This is a genomic window from Mycobacterium sp. GA-1199, assembly GCF_001500045.1.
In the GTDB taxonomy this organism is placed as follows: Bacteria; Actinomycetota; Actinomycetes; order Mycobacteriales; family Mycobacteriaceae; genus Mycobacterium.
Genome location: NZ_LQIX01000023.1, coordinates 270,624 through 291,245, shown reverse-complemented (window position 1 = coordinate 291,245; position 20,622 = coordinate 270,624). Strand labels below are relative to the sequence as shown.

Sequence of the window (20,622 nt, the reverse complement as noted above, 5' to 3'; positions counted from 1 at the left end):
TGGGCGCGATCCCGGGCAGCGTGATCCCGTGACCGAACAGACGACTACGACCGCTCCGAAGCAGCAGACCTCCGGGGTCCGCTATGCCGTCGCCGGAGTGCTCGTGGTGCTTGCGCTGGGCGTCGTCACGCGTTACCTGGAAGCGCAGGTGCCGCAGTGGGCCGACGACACCGCGTTCGAGCGCGTCGCGAAATTTATCGAGTTCCCGGTGTACGCCATCGCTTTGGGCCTACTGGGCAACTTCGTGCTGTCACGCCTGGCCCTGCGCGACGCACTGGCGCGCGGCTTCCGCACCGAGTTCTTCATCAAGACCGGCCTGGTGCTGCTCGGCGCGTCGATCAACCTCAAGGTGCTCGTCACCGCGGCGGGCCCGGCGATCGTCCAGGCGCTGCTGCTGATCTCGATCGTGTTCGGCTTCACCTGGTGGCTGGGCGGAGTGCTGCGCCTGGAGGACAAACTGCGGGCACTGCTCGCATCGGCGGTGTCGATCTGCGGGGTGAGCGCAGCCATCGCTGCGGCCGGCGCCGTGCAGGCCAAGCGCGAGCAACTCGCCTACGCGGCGTCCCTGGTGATCGCGTTCGCGCTACCGTCGATCTTCGTGTTGCCATGGCTGGCAGACGTTTTCAACCTCTCCGACGCGGTGGCCGGCGCCTGGATCGGCGGCAACATCGACACCACCGCCGCCGTCGCCGCATCCGGCGCCATCGCCGGCGAGGACGCGCTGCAGATCGCGACGATCGTCAAGACCACGCAGAACGCGCTGATCGGGGTGGTCGCCATCGCGCTCACCGCCTACTTCGCGCTGAAAGTCGAACGGCGATCGGCGGCAGAGGCCCGGCCGTCGCTCGGGCAGTTCTGGGAGCGCTTTCCGAAGTTCGTGCTCGGCTTCATCGCCGCGTCGATCGTCGGCACCCTGTATCTGGCATGGGGCGGCGACAAATCGGCGATCAGCACCGTCAACGATCTCCGGACGTGGTTTCTGATCTTCGCGTTCGTCGCGATCGGCCTGGAGTTCTCGCTCAAGGGACTCAGGGAGGCCGGATGGCGCCCGATCGCGTTGTTCGCGTCGGCGACCGTGGTGAACATCGTCGTGGCCCTCGGACTGGCCGCCGTGTTGTTCGGGAACTTCCAGGTCGGTTAGCTACGCTCGCCGGGTGGCCACGGGGCTGACTCGGCGAGGGTTCCTGACGGTGAGCGCGGGCGCGGCGCTCGCCACCGCGGGATTCGCAGCCGGATGCGGTTCGGACAAGCCGGGCACCGTGGCCAAGGACGGCTCGGTCACCGTCAAGCACGCCTTCGGCGAGACCAAGATCCCGGCACCGCCCACGCGGGTGGTCAGCGCCGGACTGACCGGACAGGACGACCTCCTCGCGCTCGGCGTCGTACCCGTGGCGGTGACCGAATGGTTCGGTGGCGAACCGTTCGCGGTATGGCCCTGGGCTCGACCGAAACTCGGCTCCGCGCAACCAGCCGTGCTCAGCCTCGCCGAGGGCATCCAGGTCGACCAAATCGCCGCACTCAACCCCGACCTCATCGTCGCCACCAACGCCGGACTCGACTCGGACACCTACACGACGCTGTCGGAGATCGCACCGACCGTCGCGCAATCGGGCGCCGACGCGTTTTTCGAGCCGTGGAAACAACAGGCCACCACCATCGGGCAGGCGGTGTTCAAACACGACGAGATGCAAGCGCTCATCGTCGGCGTCGGCGACAGGTTCATCGCTGTCGCCGAAAGTAATCCCGGTTTCGCGGGCAGGACGGCGGCGCTGCTGCAGGGTCATCTGTCCGGAGGTGAACCCCGAGCGCTGGCGCCCGCATGGCGCGCCGAGTTCCTCACCGCGATGGGCCTGAGCGTCGCCGGCGGTCTCGACGCCGACGTGCTGATCTGGGCGACGGAGTCCGACGAAGAACAGGCGGCGCTGCTGGCCGACCCGAAGATCGCCGAGCGCGGCACGGCGAACATCTTCACCGGCAAGGAACTCGCGGGCGCGATCGCGTTCGCCTCACCGCTGTCCTATCCCCTGGTGGCCGATCAACTGCCGCCGCGCATCGCCCAAGCGCTGGCCTGAGAAGATTGCGCGGTGACAGCCGACACCGAGGCCGAACACCGCGGGTTCGGGACCACGGGATCGGCCTACTATCCAACGCTGGTCGCGGTCTTCACCGGACTGGTGCTGATCTCCAACGTGGCGGCGACCAAGGGCATCGCCTTCGGCCCGATCATCGGGGATTGGTCGTTGATCACCGACGGCGGTTTCGTCGTCTTCCCACTCACCTACGTCATCGGCGACGTGTTGTCGGAGGTGTACGGGTTCAGGGCCACCCGGCGCGCGATCTACATCGCGTTCGTCATGGAGGCGCTGGCGGCGTTCACGTTCTGGCTCACCGCCGTGCTGCCTCCAGCCGACTTCTATACCAACCAGGCCGCGTTCGAGGCCGTGATGAAACCGTTCACCCTGTTGGTGATCGCGGGACTGGCCGGGTTCCTGGTCGGGCAGACGCTCAACGCGTGGGTCGTGGTGAAGATCAAGGCCCGGGTGGGCGAGAAGCACCTGTGGGCCCGGTTGATCGGGTCGACGGTCGTCGGCGAGTTCGCCGACACCCTGGTGTTCTGCAGCATCGCCGCGGCCGCCATCGGGATCAACACGTGGCGCGACTTCGCCATCTACGTGGCGCTTGGATGGGTTTATAAGACCGCGGTGGAAGTGGTTGTGCTGCCAGTGACGTACCGGGTGATCGCCTTCATCAAGCGCCGCGAGCCGACGTATCGGCCCGCCGCTTGAGGCACCGCTAAAACTCCTCTGGCAAGCCGTATAGAGCAGGCGTATTGCAAGCTACTCATGGGTAATTTTTGAGGTATGACGGTGACAGCCGAGAGGGAACGTGACGTGCGAGGGGCCGACGGCGTCCCGATCCGCGATTACGGGGACCGGGCGCTGTTGATCGAGTTCGCCAGCACCGCCGAGGTGCTGGCGTGGACCGATGCGATCCGACGGGCCGACCTGCCCGGTGTCCTCGACATCGTGGCTGCCGCCCGCACCGTGTTGGTCAAACTCGAGGGTCCCCGGTACCAGGCGCCGACGCGACAGCGTCTCGGCGGCTTACGCATCGACGCCGATCCGGAGGCGGAGTTGACACCGCCGGCCGACGGCCGCGCCGACCTCAGCATCGACGTCGTCTACGACGGGCCCGATCTCGACGAGGTGGCCCGGCTGACGGGGCTGAGCCGTGACGACGTCGTCGCCGCACACACCGGCAGCCTGTGGCGGGTCGCGTTCGGCGGTTTCGCACCGGGCTTCGCCTATCTGGTCGGCGGTGACCGCCGCCTGGAGGTGCCACGGCGATCCGAGCCGAGGACCAAGGTGCCTGCGGGCGCCGTCGGGCTGGCGGGTGAGTTCAGCGGTGTCTACCCGCGCGAGTCCCCCGGCGGTTGGCAGTTGATCGGCCGCACCTCGAAAGATCAAGCGGTGCTGTGGGACACCAACCGAGACAACCCGGCGCTGCTGACGTCGGGCTTGTGGGTCCAGTTCCGGGCGGTCCCGTCATGACGACGACGCTGGAGATCCTGCGCTCGGGTCCGTTGGCTCTGGTCGAGGACTTGGGTCGTCCCGGTCTGGCGCATATGGGCGTGGGCCGCTCCGGGGCCGCCGACCGCCGCTCGCACACACTGGCCAACCGGCTGGTGGCCAACCCCGGCGATCGGGCCACCATCGAGGTGACGTTCGGCGGGCTGGCGGCGCGCGTACGCGGCGGCGATATCGCGATCGCGGTCACCGGTGCTGACACTGACCCGTCCGTCGACGGAGTGTTGTTCGGGACCAACAGCATCCACTACGCACGTGACGGTGAGGTGATCTCGCTCGGCGCCCCGCGCTCGGGCCTTCGGACATATCTGGCGGTGCGCGGCGGCATCGACGTCGAGCCGGTACTCGGGTCGCGGTCGTATGACGTGATGTCGGCGATCGGCCCGCAGCCGCTGCGGGCGGGCGATGTGCTGCCCGTCGGCGAACACACCGAGGAATTCCCCGAACTCGACCAGGCTCCGGTCGCGCCCATCGAGGACGACGTGCTCGAGTTGACCGTAGTGCCCGGGCCGCGCGACGACTGGTTCGTCGACCCGGATGTGCTGATCCGCACGAACTGGCAGGCGACCAACAAGAGCGACCGCGTCGGCATGCGGTTGGTCGGCATGCCGCTCGAATACCGCTGGCCGGACCGGCAACTATCGAGCGAGGGCGCCACACGAGGTGCAATTCAGGTGCCGCCGAACGGTTTTCCCGTCATCCTCGGGCCGGATCACCCGGTCACGGGCGGGTACCCGGTGATCGGTGTGGTCGCCGACGAGGACATCGACAAGGTCGCTCAGGTGCGTCCCGGGCAAACCGTGCGGATGCATTGGTCGCGGCCGCGCCGACCGTTGGTCGCACCGCGCTGGTAGAAAAGCAGTGTGCATGTTCAGGATCCACCGACTTCCGTCGTGCGCATCCACAGCGCACGGCTGATCCATACCGCCGACCTCGACCCGAATACCCGCGCGGACGCCAAGCGCATGGTGGTCGACGCCTTCGAAGGTGAGTTCACCGAAGTCGACTGGGAGCATTCGCTCGGCGGCATGCACGCGATGATCTTCGATCACGGTGCGCTGATCGCGCACGCGGCGGTGGTGCAACGGCGGCTGCTTTACCGCAACACCGCGCTGCGGTGCGGTTACGTCGAAGCGGTCGCGGTGCGAGCGGACTGGCGCGGGCAGGGCCTGGCCCGCGCGGTGATGGACGGCGCCGAGCAGGTGATCCGCGGGGCGTATCAGCTCGGAGCCCTCAGCGCGACCGAGGCCGGCAGGCCCATCTACACCGCCCGTGGTTGGTTGCCGTGGCGCGGGCCGACGTCGGTGTTGGCGCCGGCCGGGTTGACCCGCACTCCCGACGACGACAACGCGCTGCTCGTGCTGCCGGTCAGCGTCACACTCGACACCAGCGCCGAGATCACCTGCGACTGGCGCGACGGCGACGTCTGGTGAGACTCACACCCGTGCGCACTGCCGGGTGAGGCGAAGTTCACGACGGGGTCACCGCGCGGCACGTTGACGCAATAACGCGTCGTTAACGTGCGAGTCCATGAAGGGCTGCAGGCTGCGGGCGGTGCCGACACGCCTCGGAAATGACCAAGTAATCGCTTGGAAACATGCGCTGCCTACACAGGTTGCATGACTGAGCCGGACTGGGCGCCGCTGACCGGATTCCGGGTGGCCGTCACCTCCGCTCGGCGCGCCGACGAGCTGAGCGCGCTACTTCGCCGCCGCGGGGCGACGGTGACCAGCGCGGCCGCGATCCAGATGGTGCCGTTGCCCGACGACGACGAACTGCGTACCCACACCGAAAGCCTGATCGACGTTCCGCCCGACATCGTCATCGCCACCACGGGCATCGGGTTTCGCGGCTGGATCGCCGCGGCCGACGGCTGGGGGCTGGCAAATGACCTGACTGCGGCGCTCGCGAAGGCGCGCGTCGTGTCGCGCGGGCCCAAGGCGACCGGTGCGCTGCGCGCGGCGGGACTGCCCGAGGAGTGGTCCCCGGACTCGGAGTCGTTACGCGAACTGCTGCACTACCTCGTCGAGGGCGGTATCGCCGGGCAGCGGGTCGCGGTGCAGTTGCACGGAGCCACCGAGGACTGGGACCCGTTTCCCGAGTTCCTCGACGAGTTGCGCGCGGCCGGTGCCGAGGTCGTGCCGATCCGGGTCTACCGGTGGCACCCGGCTCCGCACAACGGCGACTTCGACCAGCTGGTGGCCGGCATCGCCGACGAGAAGTTCGACGCGGTCAGCTTCACCTCGGCGCCCGCTGTTGCGTCGGTACTGCTGCGGGCCAAAGAGATGGATCTGGAGAACCGGGTGATCGCCGCCTTCCGCGGTGACGTGCACGCCATGTGCGTCGGCCCCGTGACCGCCCGACCCTTGGTCCGGCTCGGTGTGCCGACATCGGCGCCGGAGCGAATGCGGTTGGGCGCGTTGGTCCGTCACATCACCGATGAACTTCCGCTGTTGTGTTCGCGCACCATTCGCGTGGCCGGGCACCTGCTCGAGATCCGCGGCACCTGTGTTCTGGTGGACGGTGCCGTCAAGCCGGTGTCACCGGCGGGGATGGCCACGATTCGCGCGCTCGCCCACCGCCCGGGTGCGGTGGTGTCGCGCGCCGACCTGCTGCGGGCTCTGCCCGGAAGCGGCACCGACACCCACGCCGTCGAAACAGCCGTGTTGCGACTGCGAACGGCGTTGGGCGACAAGAACATCGTGTCGACCGTGGTCAAGCGGGGTTACCGCCTGGCGGTCGAGGACGGATTGGCGTACGCACCATGAGCTATCTGCTGGTGGCGCACGGCACCCGCAAACGAAGCGGTGTCGCGCTGATCGGCAACCTCTCCGACCGGGTGTCGACGGCGCTCGGCGCCGCGGTCCACGTCGCGTTCGTCGACGTTCTCGGCCCGACACCGAGTGAAGTGCTGCAGAGGCTGACCGATCGGACGATCCTGGTGCCGGCGTTCCTGGCGCGCGGGTACCACGTCAACGTCGACATCCCCGCGCATGTCGCGGCCAGTGGACATCCCGGCGTGACCGTGGCCGAGGCGCTCGGACCCAGCCCGGCGCTGACCCGTGTACTCATGGACCGCTTGATCGAATGCGGTTGGCGTCCAGGTGATTCGGTGGTGCTGGCGGCGGCCGGTACATCGGATGCGGGTGCGTTGTCGGACTTGCGACAGACGTCGGCGTTGTTGTCGGCGGTGATCGGCGAACGGGTCGAGCTCGCGTATGCCGCCACCGGCGAACCCCGCGTCGCCGACGCGGTGGCGCGGTTACGTCGTGCAGGTGCGCGCAGGGTGGTGGTGGCCTCGTACCTGTTGGCCGAGGGACTGTTTCAGGACAGGTTGCGCGACAGCGGGGCGGATGCGGTCGCCGATCCGCTCGGCACCCATCCGGCGATGGTGCGGTTGATCGCCAACCGGTTCCGCCGGGCCCGCGTTCCGCTGGTGGCCTGAGGTTTGCCCGCGAAATGGCATTCCAGCAGGTGTTCACTCGAACTTTCGCTGCTGGAATGCAATTTCGCGAATGAGGAGTAGGCGTCAGCCGCGAACTTCGACCTGGCCGTCGGCGGTGAGGCGCGTCGGGTAGACCGGCAGCGAAACCTCGGGATCGTCGAGGCACACGCCGTCGTCGAGCGCGAAGGCCTGCTTCTTGATCGGCGACTGCACGGTCGGGCGGCCGCCCCGATCACCGACGATGCCGCGCGACATCACCGCTGCTCCCGAGAACGGGTCGATGTTGCTTATCGCGTGCAGCGATCCGTCGTCCAGACGGAACAGCGCCGCCTGGCTGCCGTCGGCGAGCAACACGCCCACGCCGCGGTTCGGAATCAAGAAGTCGTAACGGCAGGCCGTGGTCCAAACCTGAACCTCGTTGAGAATTGTCATCGTTGCGGTACCTCCGGCATTCCGATGGGAACGGGCACCTTGCGGCCGGACCGCTCGGTGAACTCGACTGTGGGATCCGCGACGTCGGGGGCGTTGACGAATGACACGAAGCGCGACAGTTTGTCCGGATCCTCGAGCACGCCCTTCCATTCGCAGGCGTACCCCTCGACGTGGCGGGCCATCGCGGCCTCGAATTCGGCGGCCAGGCCCAGGGAGTCGTTGCAGACGACGTCGCGCAGATGCTCCACGCCCCCGTCCATCGCCTCCAGCCACGGCGCCGTGCGCTGCAACCGGTCAGCGGTGCGGATGTAGAACATCAGGAATCGGTCGATGTAGCGGATCAGCGTCTCGTCATCGAGATCACCGGCCAGCAGCTGCGCGTGCCGGGGCGACATCCCGCCGTTACCGCAGACGTAGAGATTCCATCCTTGTTCGGTGGCGATGACGCCGACGTCCTTGCTTTGGGCCTCCGCACATTCGCGCGCACAACCCGATACCGCCATCTTGATCTTGTGTGGGGCACGCAGACCGCGATAACGCTTCTCGATCTCGACGGCCATGTCGACGGAGTCCTGTTGCCCGTAGCGGCACCATGTGCTGCCGACACAGCTCTTGACGGTGCGCAAGGACTTACCGTAGGCGTGCCCGGACTCCATGCCTCCGTCGACGAGGCGGCGCCAGATTTGTGGGAGTTGGTCGACGCGGGCGCCGAACATGTCGATGCGCTGACCGCCGGTGATCTTGGTGTACAGCCCGAAATCCCTTGCGATTTCGCCGATCAGGATCAGCTGCTCGGGTGTGATCTCACCGCCCGGTGACCTCGGGACAACCGAATAGCTGCCGTTCTTCTGGATGTTGGCCAGGAAGTGGTCGTTGGAGTCCTGCAGTGAGGCTTGCTCCCCGTCGAGGATGTGGTCGCTGCTCGTCGAGGCGAGGATCGAGGCCACCACCGGTTTGCAGATGTCGCAACCCTTTCCGGTGCCGAAGCGTTCGATCAACCCGGAGAAGGTGCGGATCTCGGTGGCGCTGATGATCTCGAACAACTCAGCGCGCGACTGGGAGAAGTGCTCGCACAACGCCTTGGACTGTTCGACGCCCTCGGCCTCCAGCAGCTGCTTGAGCAGCGGCACACACGAACCGCATGACGTGCCGGCCAGCGTGCACTTCTTCAGGCCGGGCACGTCGGCACATCCACGGCCGATCGCCTCCTTCAGGTCGCCCTTGGTGACGTTGTTGCACGAGCAGATCTGCGCGATGTCGGGGAGCGCCCCGACTCCCAACCCCGGTGCGCCGCCCTCGGAGGCGGGCGCGATCAGCGACAGTGGGTCACCGGGCAGTTCGCTGGCGACCATCGGACGCAGCACCCCGTAGGCCGAGGCGTCGCCGACCAGGATTCCGCCCAACAGCGTTTTGGCGTCATCGGAGAGCACCAGCTTCGCGTAGGTCTGCTTGACCGGGTCGTTGACCACGACGTTCAGGCAGTTGGGCGTGTGGCCCTGGGCGTCGCCGAAGCTGGCCACGTCGACGCCGAGCAGCTTGAGCTTGGTCGACATGTCGGCTTCCGGGAACTCGGCGGCACCACCGAGTAGGCGATCGGCCACCACCTCCGCGCTGGTGTAACCGGGTCCGACCAGCCCGTAGCAGCGGCCCTCGATCGCGGCGACCTCGCCGATGGCGTAGATGTCGGGATCGCTTGTGACGCATGACAGGTCGGTCAGCACACCGCCGCGCTGCGCGATGTCGAGGCCGGCTTCGCGGGCGAGTTCGTCGCGCGGGCGCACGCCGGCGGCGAACACGATCAGGCCGGTGTCGATATGGCTGCCGTCGTTGAGGGACAACCGCACTGAGTCGTCTTGGTCGGATTTGCGCAGCGGCCGGTTGCGCTGTGCCGGCGCGATGCTCTCGGTGCCCACACCGGTGTGCACCTCGATGCCCAGGCCCTTGACCATCCTGCTCAGCAGCGCGCCGCCCGCCTCGTCGAGTTGCGCGGCCATCAGGTGCGGCGCCATTTCGACGACGTGGGTCTTCAACCCGAACGCGCGCAGCGCATTCGCCGCCTCCAGCCCGAGCAGACCGCCGCCGATCACGACGCCGACCGGCGTCTTGGAGCTAAGCGCCGTGTCGGCGCCGGCCCGGATCGCGTCGAGGTCGTCAAGGGTGCGGTAGACGTGGCAGACCGGTAGGTCGCGGCCCGGTACCGGCGGAACGAACGCATAGGATCCGGTCGCCAGCACCAGGGCGTCGTAGGGCACCTGCGCGCCGTCGGCGGTCGTCACCACCTTCGTCGTTCGGTCGATCGTCGTCACGTGCGTGCCCAGTCGCAGCTCGACCAGGTCGTCATCGGGATAGGCGTTACCCGCGAGCGCCAGACGGGCGCGGTCCCAGTGTTCGGTGTATCCGGTGAGCCCGACCCTGTCGTAGGCGGCGTCGGCCTCCTCGGCGAGGATCGTCACCCGCCACTGGCCGTCGACGTCGCGGGAGCGCAGCGCCTCGACGAATCGGTGACCGACCATGCCGTGGCCGACCACCACCACGTTTCTCGTTGACTGCATGCCGCCGACGCTAAGCAGCCGATATTGCCGCAATGTCGCCTCGTGTGAAGCCGCGATCACGGTGTGCTCACATTCTCCGGCGTCCGATGTGAGACCGGTGCGGTGGCTTCGCTGTCGGCGAACGCCCACGTGGAACATGAGCGTAGGTGACTCAAGTTCTATTGGATGAGTGACCGGCGCGGTGCCGGTCCCGCAGCGAGGAGGACAGACATGAGCACGTTGGCATTACGGACTCGTCCCGCCTGGGATCTGGACCGGTGGGTACGCGACTTCTTCGGCCCCGCGACCGCCGAGGGCTGGGCCACGGGGGCGTTCACCCCCGCCGCGGAGATCGTCAGGGACGGCGACGACGCGCTCGTCCGCGTCGAGCTTCCCGGCCTCGACGTCGAGAAGGACGTGAACGTCGAGGTCGACCGCGGCTACCTCGTCATCCACGGCGAGCGGCGCGACGAGCGATCCGAAGAGAGAGACGGCCGCACGCTGCGCGAAGTGCGCTACGGGTCGTTCCGTCGATCGTTCAAGCTTCCCGAGCACGTCACCGGCCAGGACATCAAGGCCGACTACGACGCCGGTGTGCTGACGGTGCGGATCGCCGACGCCCATAAGGGCCGCGAGACGCAGCGGATCGCGATCGAAAGCAAATAAGCAATCCGACACCCCGGCCGGTGGAGCCCGAGAGGTTCCACCGGCCTCGTCGTCTCAGCCCACGGTCGTCGTGGGGGCCGGGGCCGTGTCGATCGGCGGCGGCTCCGGGGCCCTGACTTCCGTCGTCTCGACACTCGGGATGGTGTAGCTGGGTGTGGTCGTCGTCGTGGTGGTGTACGTCAGCGGAATCGACGTGGCGGCCGGCGGCGGCACGGAGGCGGGCACCCGCGCCGCGTCCGAGGTACGGATCACCGCGTAGATCAGGATCGCCACCAGCACGGCCGCGACCACGCCGGCGGCCAGCACCAGCGACTGGTCGTCCTGCCAGTTCAGATCGTCGTCGGGCATGTCTCCCGTCCTTGATCCAGCGCCGTCCCTAAACCCAGCGCTGCAACAGCTCCTTGGCTTGAACCGACAGCGCGCGCTGCAGGAACGGCCCGAAGCTGACTCTCGCCACGCCGAGCGGCCCGAACGACGCCGGGTCGTCCTGGTCGGGCAGCCCGATCGCGTTCACCGGCAGAGGTAACTCGGATGTCAAGCGCCGCAACGTATCCGGATCGTGTCGGCCGACGGGGTAGAGTACGTCGGCTCCTGCGGCCGCGGCTTCGGTCAATCGGGCGATCGCACGCTCGACGCGGTCGGACTCGTCGCCGTCCTGGCGCAGGAACAGATCCGTGCGCGCGTTGATCACCACGTGCACGCCGGTCGCATCTGCGGCCTCCCGTAGCGCGCCGACGAGCTCCGCGTGCTCGGTCGCCGAGCGCAACCGGCCGTCCTCGCTGTGCACGGTGTCTTCGATGTTGAACCCGACGCCGCCCGCCTCGAGCAGGCCCTCGATCAGTCGCGCGGGCGTCTGGGCGTAGCCGGACTCCAGGTCGACGGACACCGGCACGTCGACCGCCGCGGTGATCTGCTTGACGCGGGCGATCACGTCGTCGAACGACATGCCCTCTTGGTCTGGTTTGCCGACCGAATCGGCCAGCGGGTGGCTGCCGACGGTGAGCGCAGCAAATCCCTCGTCGACCGCGAGCCGAGCCGACCAGGCGTCCCAGACGGTCGGCAGGATCACCGGGTTTCCCGGTACGTGCAAGGCCAGCAGGGCGTCGGCCCGTTCTTTGAGGACCTGGTCGGGCATCGTGCCGTCTCCTTCGATTTGACGTGATCTGTCTCACGGTGCACTGCATGATGTAGCTAGCATCGGGTGTCGTACTGTGATGCCTGACACCCTTCAGCCCAAGGAGGTCAATTGTCCAGCACTACCGAACTTGCCGAGCTGCACGAGCTAATCGGAAGCCTGCGGCGGTGCGTGACATCGTTGGCGTCGAGATACGGGGACACCCCGGCGACGCGTCGCATCGTCAACGACGCCGAACGCATCCTCAACGACATCGACCGTCTCGACATTGACGCCGAAGAGCTGGAGCTGGCCCGAGGCGTGGTGCACCACCACGCCGGAGACCGCATCCCGATCCCGGACACCCAGTACGACACCGATTTCTGGCGCGGCGTCGACGACGAAGGGCTCGGCGGCGTCCGCTGACGCGGACCCCCGAGCACCGGGACAACTCAACACCGAAAGGCAACAGTGAGCGCACCCACCGCCGACCGCAAGGCGACCGGCGTCTTTTCGCCGAGCCGTGCCGAGATCCCGCAACGCACCCTGCGCACCGACCGGTGGTGGCAGTCACCGCTGATCGTGAACCTCGGCTTCGCGGCCTTCCTGATCTACGCCACGGTGCGGGCGTTCATGCAGAAGTGGTACTACGTCGCCGACTACCACTATCTGACGCCGTTCTACTCGCCGTGTCTCGCGAAGTGGAACGCCGCCGAGCAATCCGGGTGTATCCCGGAGTCCAGCCACTTCGGCCAGTTCCTGCCCGACGTGTGGTGGCTGCCGTATGCGGCGGTGTCGCTGCCGTTCCTGCTGCTGTTCCGGTTGACCTGCTACTACTACCGCGGCGCCTACTACCGCTCGGTGTGGCAGTCGCCGACGGCATGTGCGGTGCCGGAGCCCCGGGCGCACTACACGGGCGAGACTCGGCTGCCGCTGGTCATCCAGAACACGCACCGCTACTTCTTCTACATCGCCGTGGTCATCTCGCTCATCAACACCTACGACGCGATCGTGGCGTTCCGCTCGCCCGACGGTTTCGGATTCGGGTTGGGCAACGTCATCCTCGTCACCAACGTGGTGCTGCTGTGGACCTATACGCTGTCGTGCCACTCCTGCCGTCACGTCGTCGGTGGCCGCCTCAAGCACTTCTCCAAACACCCTGTCCGGTACTGGATGTGGAGCCAGGTCAGCAGGATGAACACCAGGCACAAGACCTACGCCTGGATCACGCTCGGCACGCTGATGCTGACCGACTTCTACATCATGCTGGTGGCCAGCGGGGCCATCTCTGACCTGAGATTCATTGGCTGACAGCCTTTTCCAAACGGTAGTGAGGTTTATTTGATGGCGGAATCTGATGCTCTTCGCGCAAGCGGCTCATCGGGTATAGAACGGCATTCGTACGACGTCGTCGTGATCGGCGCCGGCGGCGCGGGTTTGCGCGCGGTCATCGAGGCACGCGAACGCGGTCTGAAGGTCGCGGTGATCACGAAGTCGTTGTTCGGCAAGGCGCACACGGTGATGGCCGAGGGCGGCTGCGCGGCGGCGATGGGCAACGCGAACCCGAAGGACAACTGGCAGGTCCACTTCAAGGACACCATGCGCGGCGGGAAGTTCCTTAACAACTGGCGCATGGCCGAGTTGCACGCCAAGGAAGCCCCGGATCGGGTGTGGGAGCTGGAGACCTACGGCGCCCTGTTCGACCGCACCAAGGACGGGCGGATCAGCCAGCGCAACTTCGGCGGCCACACCTATCCGCGCCTGGCGCACGTCGGTGACCGCACCGGCCTGGAGATCATCCGGACCCTGCAGCAGAAGATCGTGTCGCTGCAGCAGGAGGACAAGGAGGAGTTCGGCGACTACGAGGCGCGCATCCGGGTCTTCCACGAGTGCACGGTCACCGACCTGATCAAGGACGGCGATCGGATTGCCGGCGCGTTCGGCTACTACCGCGAGGGCGGCAACTTCGTCCTGTTCGAGACACCGGCGGTGGTGCTGGCGACCGGCGGCATCGGCAAGTCCTACAAGGTGACGTCGAACTCCTGGGAGTACACCGGCGACGGACACGCGCTGGCCCTGCGCGCGGGCGCGACGCTGATCAACATGGAGTTCGTCCAGTTTCACCCGACCGGCATGGTCTGGCCGCCCAGCGTCAAGGGCATCCTGGTCACCGAGGGTGTGCGCGGTGACGGCGGAGTGCTGAAGAACTCCGAGGGCAAGCGCTTCATGTTCGACTACATCCCCGCGGTGTTCAAAGGCCAGTACGCCGAGAGCATCGAGGAGGCCGACCAGTGGCTCAAGGACAACGACTCCGCGCGCCGCACGCCTGACCTGCTGCCCCGCGACGAGGTGGCCCGCGCCATCAACTCCGAGGTGAAGGCCGAACGCGGCACCCCGCACGGCGGCGTCTACCTCGACATCGCGTCGCGGCTACCGGCCGAGGAGATCAAGCGGCGGCTGCCGTCGATGTACCACCAGTTCATGGAGCTGGCCGAGGTCGACATCACCAAGGAGCCGATGGAGGTCGGGCCGACGTGCCACTACGTGATGGGTGGCATCGAGGTCGACCCGGACACCGGTGCGGCCAAGACGCCGGGGCTGTTCGCTGCGGGTGAGTGCTCAGGCGGTATGCACGGCTCGAACCGGCTTGGTGGCAATTCGCTGTCGGACCTGCTGGTGTTCGGCAGGCGCGCCGGCATGGGCGCGGCCGACTACGTGCGCGCGCTCGGTGAACGCCCGAAGGTGTCCGATGCGGCGGTCGAGGAATCGACGAAGCTGGCGCTGCATCCGTTCGAGGGCCCGTCCAACGGAGACAACGCCGAAAACCCGTACACCCTGCAGCTGGATCTGCAGGACACGATGAACAGCCTGGTCGGCATCATCCGCAAATCAGACGAGATCACCGAGGCCATCGACAAGCTCAAGGAGCTGCGCGAGCGGTACAAGCGGGTCCGGGTGGAGGGTGGCCGGCATTTCAACCCGGGCTGGCATCTGGCCATCGACCTGCGCAACATGATCCTGGTCAGCGAGTGCATCGCCAAGGCCGCGCTGGAGCGCACCGAAAGCCGCGGCGGGCACACCCGCGACGACTATCCGTCGATGGAATCCTCGTGGCGCAAGACGCTGCTGGTGTGTCGGGCAGAGGGTGAAACCGTGGTGCCCGACATCGACATCACCCGCCAGGACCAGGTGCCGATGCGCGACGACCTGCTGGAGCTGATCGACATCGAAGAGTTGGAGAAGTACTTCACCCCTGAAGAACTCGCAAACCACTCGTCTAGGAGAGACGCATGAGCTACCAGGCAAAGATGCGAGTGTGGCGTGGCGACGACAACGACGGCGCGCTGCAGGACTATTCGGTTGAGGTCAATGAGGGTGAGGTGGTGCTCGACATCATCCATCGGCTGCAGCAGACCCAGACCGGCGATCTGGCCGTGCGCTGGAACTGCAAAGCAGGCAAGTGCGGTTCGTGCTCGGCGGAGATCAACGGCAGGCCCCGGCTGTTGTGCATGACGCGGATGTCGACCTTCGCCGAGAACGAGGTCATCACGGTGACACCGCTGCGCACCTTCCCGGTGATCCGCGATCTGGTGACCGACGTGTCGTTCAACTATCAGAAGGCCAGGGAGATCCCGGCGTTCACGCCGCCGAAGGATCTGCAGCCCGGTGAGTACCGGATGGCGCAGGAGGACGTCAACAGGTCACAGGAGTTCCGCAAGTGCATCGAGTGCTTCCTGTGCCAGAACGTCTGCCACGTGATCCGCGATCACGAAGAGAACAAGGAGGCGTTCGCCGGGCCGCGGTACCTGATGCGTCAGGCCGAGCTCGACATGCACCCGCTCGACGTGCACGAGCGTCGCGCCGAAGACGCACAGGAAGTGCATGGCCTGGGCTACTGCAACATCACCAAGTGCTGCACCGAGGTCTGCCCCGAACACATCAAGATCACCGACAATGCGCTGATCCCGATGAAGGAACGGGCCGCCGACCGCAAGTACGACCCGGTGGTGTGGCTCGGCGACAAGCTCTTCCGGCGACGCTAGGAGCCGGAACAGATAGCTTGAGCCGGCGACGCTAGGAGCCGGAACAGATAGCTTGAGCCGGCGACGCTAGGAGCCGGAACAGACAACTTGAGCCGGCGACGCTAGGAGCCGGAACCTCACTAAAGGGTTGATCGCATGCGCCAGGTGCTTGCGATGAACCCGTTAAGGCTCTCCGCCATCCACACAAATCCAGGGATACGTGGGTACCCTGCGGGTAGCGGCCAATCAACGACGAAAGGTTGCATCGTGGCACTTCGACACCCGCATAGCATCAACGACATTCGCACCGCGATCCGCGAGCTCAGCACCCGCGCGGTCCTCGCCCGCAAGGAAGGCCGAATCGCCGACGCCGACGAGCTGGAGCGACGGGTGGCCGGGTATCGCGACGAGCTCAGCGCGCGACCCTGATCCGACGGACATTTCGGTGCGCTTCCGCTCGCTGGGCGACGGGTCGCGCACCGGGATCATCCGTTGAGGCGGCGGAACGTGCTGCGATGAAACACGATCGGTGCGACGTCGGCATGCACTGTGATATCGCAAACCCGAAGGATCACGATCGTGTGATCGCCCGCAGGGACGAGTTGCTCGATCATGCTCTCCAGCCATACCGCGGTGCCGTCGATGAAGACCGCCCCGGATTGACGCGACACGGTGTGCAGGCCGGCGAAGCGATCACCGGTCTTGGCGGCCAGCGTTCGCGCGGCTTCGTCGTGGGCCTCGCCGAGCACGCTGATTCCCAGTGACGGGAGATCCTTGAGTCGGGGCCACGTCTCCGAGGTGTTCTGGACGCAGAACGACACCAGCGGCGGGTCAAGCGAGACCGGAACGAACGTGCTCGCCGCCAGTCCGATACGGGTTCCCTCCACTTCCGCGGCGATCGCGATGACACCGGACGGGAAATGCCCAAACGCTTCGCGAAGTGTCGCCGGGCTGAGATCAGTTGCGCTCATATCCCGTCCATCTTCACACGCGACCGCGTACGGCGGCCACGTATGGGTCACCCACCGGACCGCCATCGACAGTGGATGCGGCACCGGCGAAGAACGGAATCGTCGTGAGCCCGACCGGTAACCTGACGTCCATGCTCCAGCCGCCCGCGGATGACCGGTAAGCCGGATTCCGACCGACATATGTGGATCCCGCTCCTGCTGATGGCCCTCGCGGTCAGCCTGGAGCCATTCCGAGTCGGTATGACGGTCGTCATGCTCAATCGGCCGCGGCCCGTACTCCAGCTGTTTACGTTCGTCATCGGTGGTTTCGTCATGGGCATCTCGGTTGGTGTCATCGTGCTTTTCGTGTTGCGACCACCGCTCGGCTCCGGGAATTCCACGCTGCCGTGGGTGCAGATCGTTGTGGGCGCGGTTGTTTTGATCAATGCTGCGTTGGTGTACACGGGGATCGTCGGGCGTTCCGGCGACATCGCGTCTCCTGGTCCCCTGACTCGGATGTCGGCGAACCTCACGAAGCGGACCAGGCAACTGCTGGATAGCCGGTCGCTGTGGACGGCGGGCGTCGCGGGCCTCGGCATCGCCCTGCCGTCGGTCGATTACCTGGCGGCGCTGGCACTCATCGTCGCCTCCGGGACCGCGGCCACCATCCAGTTCGGTGCACTCATCCTGTTCAACGTGGTGGCGTTCGCGCTCGTGGAGATTCCTCTGCTGTGTTATTTGGTCGCTCCGGCCCGCACCCGCGCGACACTGTCCGCGCTCTACGACTGGGTACGGGAACAAGGCCGACGCGGGGTCTCCGTGCTGTTGGCGGTGGTGGGCGGCGTGCTGCTCATAGCGGGGTTCGCCGGCCTGTAGCGGCGATCGGGGCTAAGGGGCGTTCTTCAGCACGTACTGCATTCCGGCGAGCATCTGCGAAAGAGGGTCGGCTGCGCCGCCGAAAGCGGCCTGGGTGGCGGGCGCGGTGACGGCCGCGGGGTCATACCCGTTACCCGGCGCCACCGTGATCGGTGCCGTCAGCGGATTATCTGCTCGCGAGTATCCGGCATCCACGTAGGGCTTCAGCACCGCATCGAGCTTGAGCAGCGTCTCTTCGGGCACTCCCAAATACTTGAACGGCAGCACCAACGGAAGGTGCTCCTCGGGAATGAAGTACGTCGTCGTCTTCGCTCCCCGTGAGTTGACGGTCGTCCGGATGTTCTGCGGTGGGACCATACTCGGCTTGGTGAATGCAACCGAGGTATGACCGGACGCGAGGCCAGCAAGCGCATTGATGACCGACATCCAGTTGTCCGGCCGGTCCGGCCAGTCGGCGATGCTGTCATACGCGGTGACGAATTGGTAGGTGTCGTACTGGCTTTCCACCGGAGGCGGGACCCGATAGTCGAGGAACGGCGTCAGGGTTCCCACCGGGAATGACCGCGTCAGAAAACTCTCACCGAACGCGTGCCGCGCCACCGGGTCGCCGTACATCGCGAAGGTCAACTGATCCGGGGGCGGCGCGGCAGGATCGTAAGCGAGTCGCGCCTGAACTTCATTGAGCACCATTGCGCCCTCGGACAGCCCAAGCACGGTGCCGGGCCCGCCCTCCCGGATCGCATTGATGACGTTCGGCGCTCCGACATCGACCGATTCGGCCACGCTGGGGCCGTCGAGACCCGCTCCGGGCATGATTTCGTCGTCGAGTCGGCCGATGCCCGGGAACAGTCTTTCCAGGGTGTGACCCTGCACCTGCCCGGAGGGATAGTCGACGATCTGACGGTCCAGTCCCGGAAACCAGTCGGCGCCGGTACGCATGATGTATTCGTCATAGGGGATGCCCAGCACGCGGGCGCCGCCAAGGGCGTACCCCTTCCCCGGGGTTCCCGTCGGCAGCGGAACGTCCGTCGGGTTGTCAGGTGTCGACGGTACGAACGGCGGCTCGTCGGCTATAGCGATGCCGATTCCGAAACAACCCGTCGCGCCAATCGTGGCGAGCGTGATGCCCAATGCGAGAAGTCGTTTCATGACTTTCTGATACGCCTCCGCCCTGTCCGGCTTCAGTGCAATGCACCTTACTCCAGTCATCCTTCTCCTCAGGAGTCCAACCGATGGAATTCGTTGCGGCGATACTGCTCGGCACACGCAGAGCGACGGATCTTGCCGCTCGTCGTCGTGGGAATCGCCCCGGGAGCCACCAGCACGAGGTCGGCCACGCTTAGACCGTGCGCAGTCGCTATCGCGGCGGTGACATCGCTCTTGACGGCACTCAGCCAACGTGTCGCGGCCTCATCGAGCTCGCCCGGGGTCTTGAGTTCCACGACGGCGACGAGTTTTTCGGTGCTGTTCACCGGAAGCGATATCGCCGCGGCGCGACCGCGAGTGATCTCTTGAACGGTCGCTTCGATATCCTCGGGGTAGTAATTGCGACCTCGGATGATCAGCAGATCCTTGATGCGGCCGACGATGAACAACTCGTTCCCGTAGGCGAAGCCGAGGTCTCCAGTGCGCAGCCACGGTCCGTCCGGCGTGCCAGGTGACGGGTCGACAAGTGTAGCGCCGAAACAGCGTTGCTCCGCGGGCGATTTGCGCCAGTAGCCCTCGGCGACGTTCTCTCCGTGAACCCAGATCTCTCCGACCACGTCCGACGCACACTCTCGGTGCGTCTGGGTATCCACGATACGAACCGATGGCGAAACGGGCATCCGATACCTCACCAGCCCCGTCCCTTCCCCGGATCGGCAGGGTTGAACGCGGCCGACACCCAGCGCCTCCGAGTCGAAGTGAGCGGCCGGCGACGATTCACTCCACGTCCCCGTCGCGACGAAGACCGTCGCCTCCGCCAACCCATACGCCGGACGCATCATGTGATCGCGGAAATTGAAATGCGCGAATCGATCGACGAAGCGATGCAATGTCGCCGGTTCGACCCGCTCCGCTCCGCTGATGATGCCCACCACCCCGCCGAGGTCGAGCCCATTCAGGTCGTCGTCGGAGGTCTTGCGGGCGGCGAGGTCGAAGGCGAAGTTGGGTGCCGACGACCACGCGTGCGGGTTTTCGGCCAGCGCACGTATCCATCGGGCGGGTCTTTCCAGGAACGCGACGGGACTCATCAGCGCAGCGCGACGACCGCATAGGATCGGGGCGCAGACTCCCAACACCAAACCCATGTCGTGGTAGAACGGCAGCCACGACACGAGCGTGGCGTCCTGCGGAAGTGGAGAGTCCGCAAAAAAGCCCTTCATCAGCTGCTCGAAATTAACCGTGAGATTGCGGTGCGAGAGCATGACTCCCGTCGGCAGCCGGGTCGAGCCCGAGCTGTACTGCAAATACGCAATGGAGGGCCACTCGTCTGGCGCAACGCTCAAGTCGTTCTTGGCTTCCAGGTTCAGTGCATCGATCTCGACGATCTGCGGTGCGGCTTTGTCGCGAGTTTCACTCACGAAATCCCGGACGTGGTCTCCGGCCGCCGACGTCGTGAGGACCACCGACGGCTCAGTGTCGGCGAGTACCGCCCTAACTCTGTCGTGCCCCGAACCGGGGTGCGGCAACGGGAGCGGCACCGCGACCAGTCCAGCCTGCATAGAACCCAGGAATGCCAGGAGGTACTCGAGACCCTGCGGGGCAAGGATCACGGCCCTGTCGCCGGGTGCGCCATGGCGCCGAATCTCATGTGCCACGTTCGTGGTTCGCCGTGCCAGCTGCGACCAAGTGAGACTCTGGGCAACCGCCGAGGCGTCGATGTAATCAGTGAACGTGAACGCGATGTCGTCGGGACGCAGGCTGGCCCGTCCGTGCAGCATCGACAGAATTGACGACTGGGTCGTGGTAGTCACAGTCCGTGGCCGCTCCGCTTGTTGTTTCAATTCTGACCTGTA

22 protein-coding genes are annotated in these 20,622 nt (G+C 66.2%); 15 read left to right on the top strand and 7 right to left on the bottom strand.

Translation table 11 applies throughout. From position 1 onward, the window contains the following. The first annotated feature begins 28 nt into the window (after positions 1–28). The 8 genes from AU198_RS16570 (at position 29) to AU198_RS16535 (ending at position 7,032) form a co-directional block, all read left to right on the top strand. Positions 29–1,141: a YeiH family protein gene (locus AU198_RS16570; RefSeq protein ID WP_064349322.1), complete on the top strand. Its 1,113-nt coding sequence runs from the start codon at positions 29–31 to the stop codon at positions 1,139–1,141. Between the two features lie 13 nt (positions 1,142–1,154). Then, entirely contained in the window at positions 1,155–2,072 is a 918-nt protein-coding gene (locus AU198_RS16565; RefSeq protein ID WP_064349320.1) for an ABC transporter substrate-binding protein, read from the top strand. Positions 2,073–2,084: 12 nt separating this feature from the next. After that, on the top strand, positions 2,085–2,786 hold the full coding sequence (locus AU198_RS16560) for a queuosine precursor transporter (RefSeq protein ID WP_064349318.1): 702 nt from the start codon (positions 2,085–2,087) through the stop codon (positions 2,784–2,786). Positions 2,787–2,861: 75 nt separating this feature from the next. Next, positions 2,862–3,551, top strand: coding sequence for a 5-oxoprolinase subunit B family protein (locus AU198_RS16555; RefSeq protein WP_064349316.1), 690 nt, complete (start codon positions 2,862–2,864; stop codon positions 3,549–3,551). Beyond that, positions 3,548–4,441 carry a 5-oxoprolinase/urea amidolyase family protein gene (locus AU198_RS16550; protein ID WP_064349315.1) on the top strand — a complete coding sequence of 298 codons (894 nt, stop codon included), beginning with the start codon at positions 3,548–3,550 and terminating at the stop codon, positions 4,439–4,441. Before AU198_RS16555 ends, AU198_RS16550 begins: the two co-directional genes overlap by 4 nt. 9 nt (positions 4,442–4,450) lie before the next feature. Next, entirely contained in the window at positions 4,451–5,020 is a 570-nt protein-coding gene (locus AU198_RS16545) for a GNAT family N-acetyltransferase (protein WP_082691061.1), read from the top strand. Between the two features lie 186 nt (positions 5,021–5,206). Beyond that, positions 5,207–6,355, top strand: coding sequence for a uroporphyrinogen-III synthase (locus AU198_RS16540; protein ID WP_064349313.1), 1,149 nt, complete (start codon positions 5,207–5,209; stop codon positions 6,353–6,355). Beyond that, on the top strand, positions 6,352–7,032 hold the full coding sequence (locus AU198_RS16535; protein WP_064349311.1) for a sirohydrochlorin chelatase: 681 nt from the start codon (positions 6,352–6,354) through the stop codon (positions 7,030–7,032). The genes AU198_RS16540 and AU198_RS16535 overlap by 4 nt, the downstream gene beginning before the upstream one ends. A gap of 84 nt (positions 7,033–7,116) precedes the next feature. On the opposite strand, the gene nirD is transcribed toward AU198_RS16535, so the two are convergent. Beyond that, positions 7,117–7,464, bottom strand: a complete 348-nt coding sequence (nirD, locus tag AU198_RS16530) for a nitrite reductase small subunit NirD (RefSeq protein WP_064349310.1) — start codon at positions 7,462–7,464, stop codon at positions 7,117–7,119. Then, positions 7,461–10,016, bottom strand: coding sequence for a nitrite reductase large subunit NirB (gene nirB / locus AU198_RS16525; protein ID WP_064349486.1), 2,556 nt, complete (start codon positions 10,014–10,016; stop codon positions 7,461–7,463). The genes nirD and nirB overlap by 4 nt, the downstream gene beginning before the upstream one ends. Before the next feature lie 210 nt (positions 10,017–10,226). Between nirB and AU198_RS16520 the strand changes: the two genes are divergently transcribed. After that, on the top strand, positions 10,227–10,661 hold the full coding sequence (locus AU198_RS16520) for an Hsp20/alpha crystallin family protein (RefSeq protein ID WP_064349308.1): 435 nt from the start codon (positions 10,227–10,229) through the stop codon (positions 10,659–10,661). A gap of 54 nt (positions 10,662–10,715) precedes the next feature. On the opposite strand, the gene AU198_RS16515 is transcribed toward AU198_RS16520, so the two are convergent. Both AU198_RS16515 and AU198_RS16510 read right to left on the bottom strand, forming a co-directional pair. Further along, positions 10,716–11,009 carry a hypothetical protein gene (locus AU198_RS16515; protein ID WP_064349307.1) on the bottom strand — a complete coding sequence of 98 codons (294 nt, stop codon included), beginning with the start codon at positions 11,007–11,009 and terminating at the stop codon, positions 10,716–10,718. Positions 11,010–11,037: 28 nt separating this feature from the next. Continuing rightward, positions 11,038–11,796, bottom strand: coding sequence for an isocitrate lyase/PEP mutase family protein (locus tag AU198_RS16510; protein WP_064349305.1), 759 nt, complete (start codon positions 11,794–11,796; stop codon positions 11,038–11,040). 111 nt (positions 11,797–11,907) lie between these two features. On the opposite strand from AU198_RS16510, the gene AU198_RS16505 reads away from it, so the two are divergent. The 5 genes from AU198_RS16505 (at position 11,908) to AU198_RS26465 (ending at position 16,226) form a co-directional block, all read left to right on the top strand. Further along, on the top strand, positions 11,908–12,201 hold the full coding sequence (locus AU198_RS16505; protein WP_064349304.1) for an Rv0250c family protein: 294 nt from the start codon (positions 11,908–11,910) through the stop codon (positions 12,199–12,201). A gap of 45 nt (positions 12,202–12,246) precedes the next feature. Next, positions 12,247–13,086, top strand: coding sequence for a succinate dehydrogenase subunit SdhC (gene sdhC / locus AU198_RS16500; protein ID WP_064349302.1), 840 nt, complete (start codon positions 12,247–12,249; stop codon positions 13,084–13,086). A gap of 33 nt (positions 13,087–13,119) precedes the next feature. Beyond that, positions 13,120–15,069: a fumarate reductase/succinate dehydrogenase flavoprotein subunit gene (locus AU198_RS16495; protein ID WP_064349300.1), complete on the top strand. Its 1,950-nt coding sequence runs from the start codon at positions 13,120–13,122 to the stop codon at positions 15,067–15,069. Then, a complete protein-coding gene (locus AU198_RS16490) occupies positions 15,066–15,818 on the top strand; it encodes a succinate dehydrogenase/fumarate reductase iron-sulfur subunit (RefSeq protein WP_064349299.1) in 753 nt (250 codons plus the stop codon). Before AU198_RS16495 ends, AU198_RS16490 begins: the two co-directional genes overlap by 4 nt. 246 nt (positions 15,819–16,064) lie before the next feature. Then, complete coding sequence (locus AU198_RS26465; RefSeq protein ID WP_197416132.1) at positions 16,065–16,226, top strand: hypothetical protein; 162 nt, start codon at positions 16,065–16,067, stop codon at positions 16,224–16,226. A 56-nt stretch (positions 16,227–16,282) separates the two neighbouring features. On the opposite strand, the gene AU198_RS16485 is transcribed toward AU198_RS26465, so the two are convergent. Continuing rightward, positions 16,283–16,768, bottom strand: a complete 486-nt coding sequence (locus tag AU198_RS16485) for a flavin reductase family protein (RefSeq protein ID WP_064349295.1) — start codon at positions 16,766–16,768, stop codon at positions 16,283–16,285. A 180-nt stretch (positions 16,769–16,948) separates the two neighbouring features. Between AU198_RS16485 and AU198_RS16480 the strand changes: the two genes are divergently transcribed. After that, on the top strand, positions 16,949–17,623 hold the full coding sequence (locus AU198_RS16480; RefSeq protein ID WP_064349293.1) for a GAP family protein: 675 nt from the start codon (positions 16,949–16,951) through the stop codon (positions 17,621–17,623). A gap of 12 nt (positions 17,624–17,635) precedes the next feature. Here the strand turns inward: AU198_RS16480 and pe are convergent, their stop codons facing one another. Next, positions 17,636–18,772, bottom strand: a complete 1,137-nt coding sequence (gene pe, locus AU198_RS16475; protein WP_064349291.1) for an acyltransferase PE — start codon at positions 18,770–18,772, stop codon at positions 17,636–17,638. A 68-nt stretch (positions 18,773–18,840) separates the two neighbouring features. Then, positions 18,841–20,580 (bottom strand): AMP-binding protein, encoded by a 1,740-nt coding sequence (locus AU198_RS16470; protein WP_082691060.1) that lies wholly within the window; start codon positions 20,578–20,580, stop codon positions 18,841–18,843. Positions 20,581–20,622: the final 42 nt, after the last annotated feature.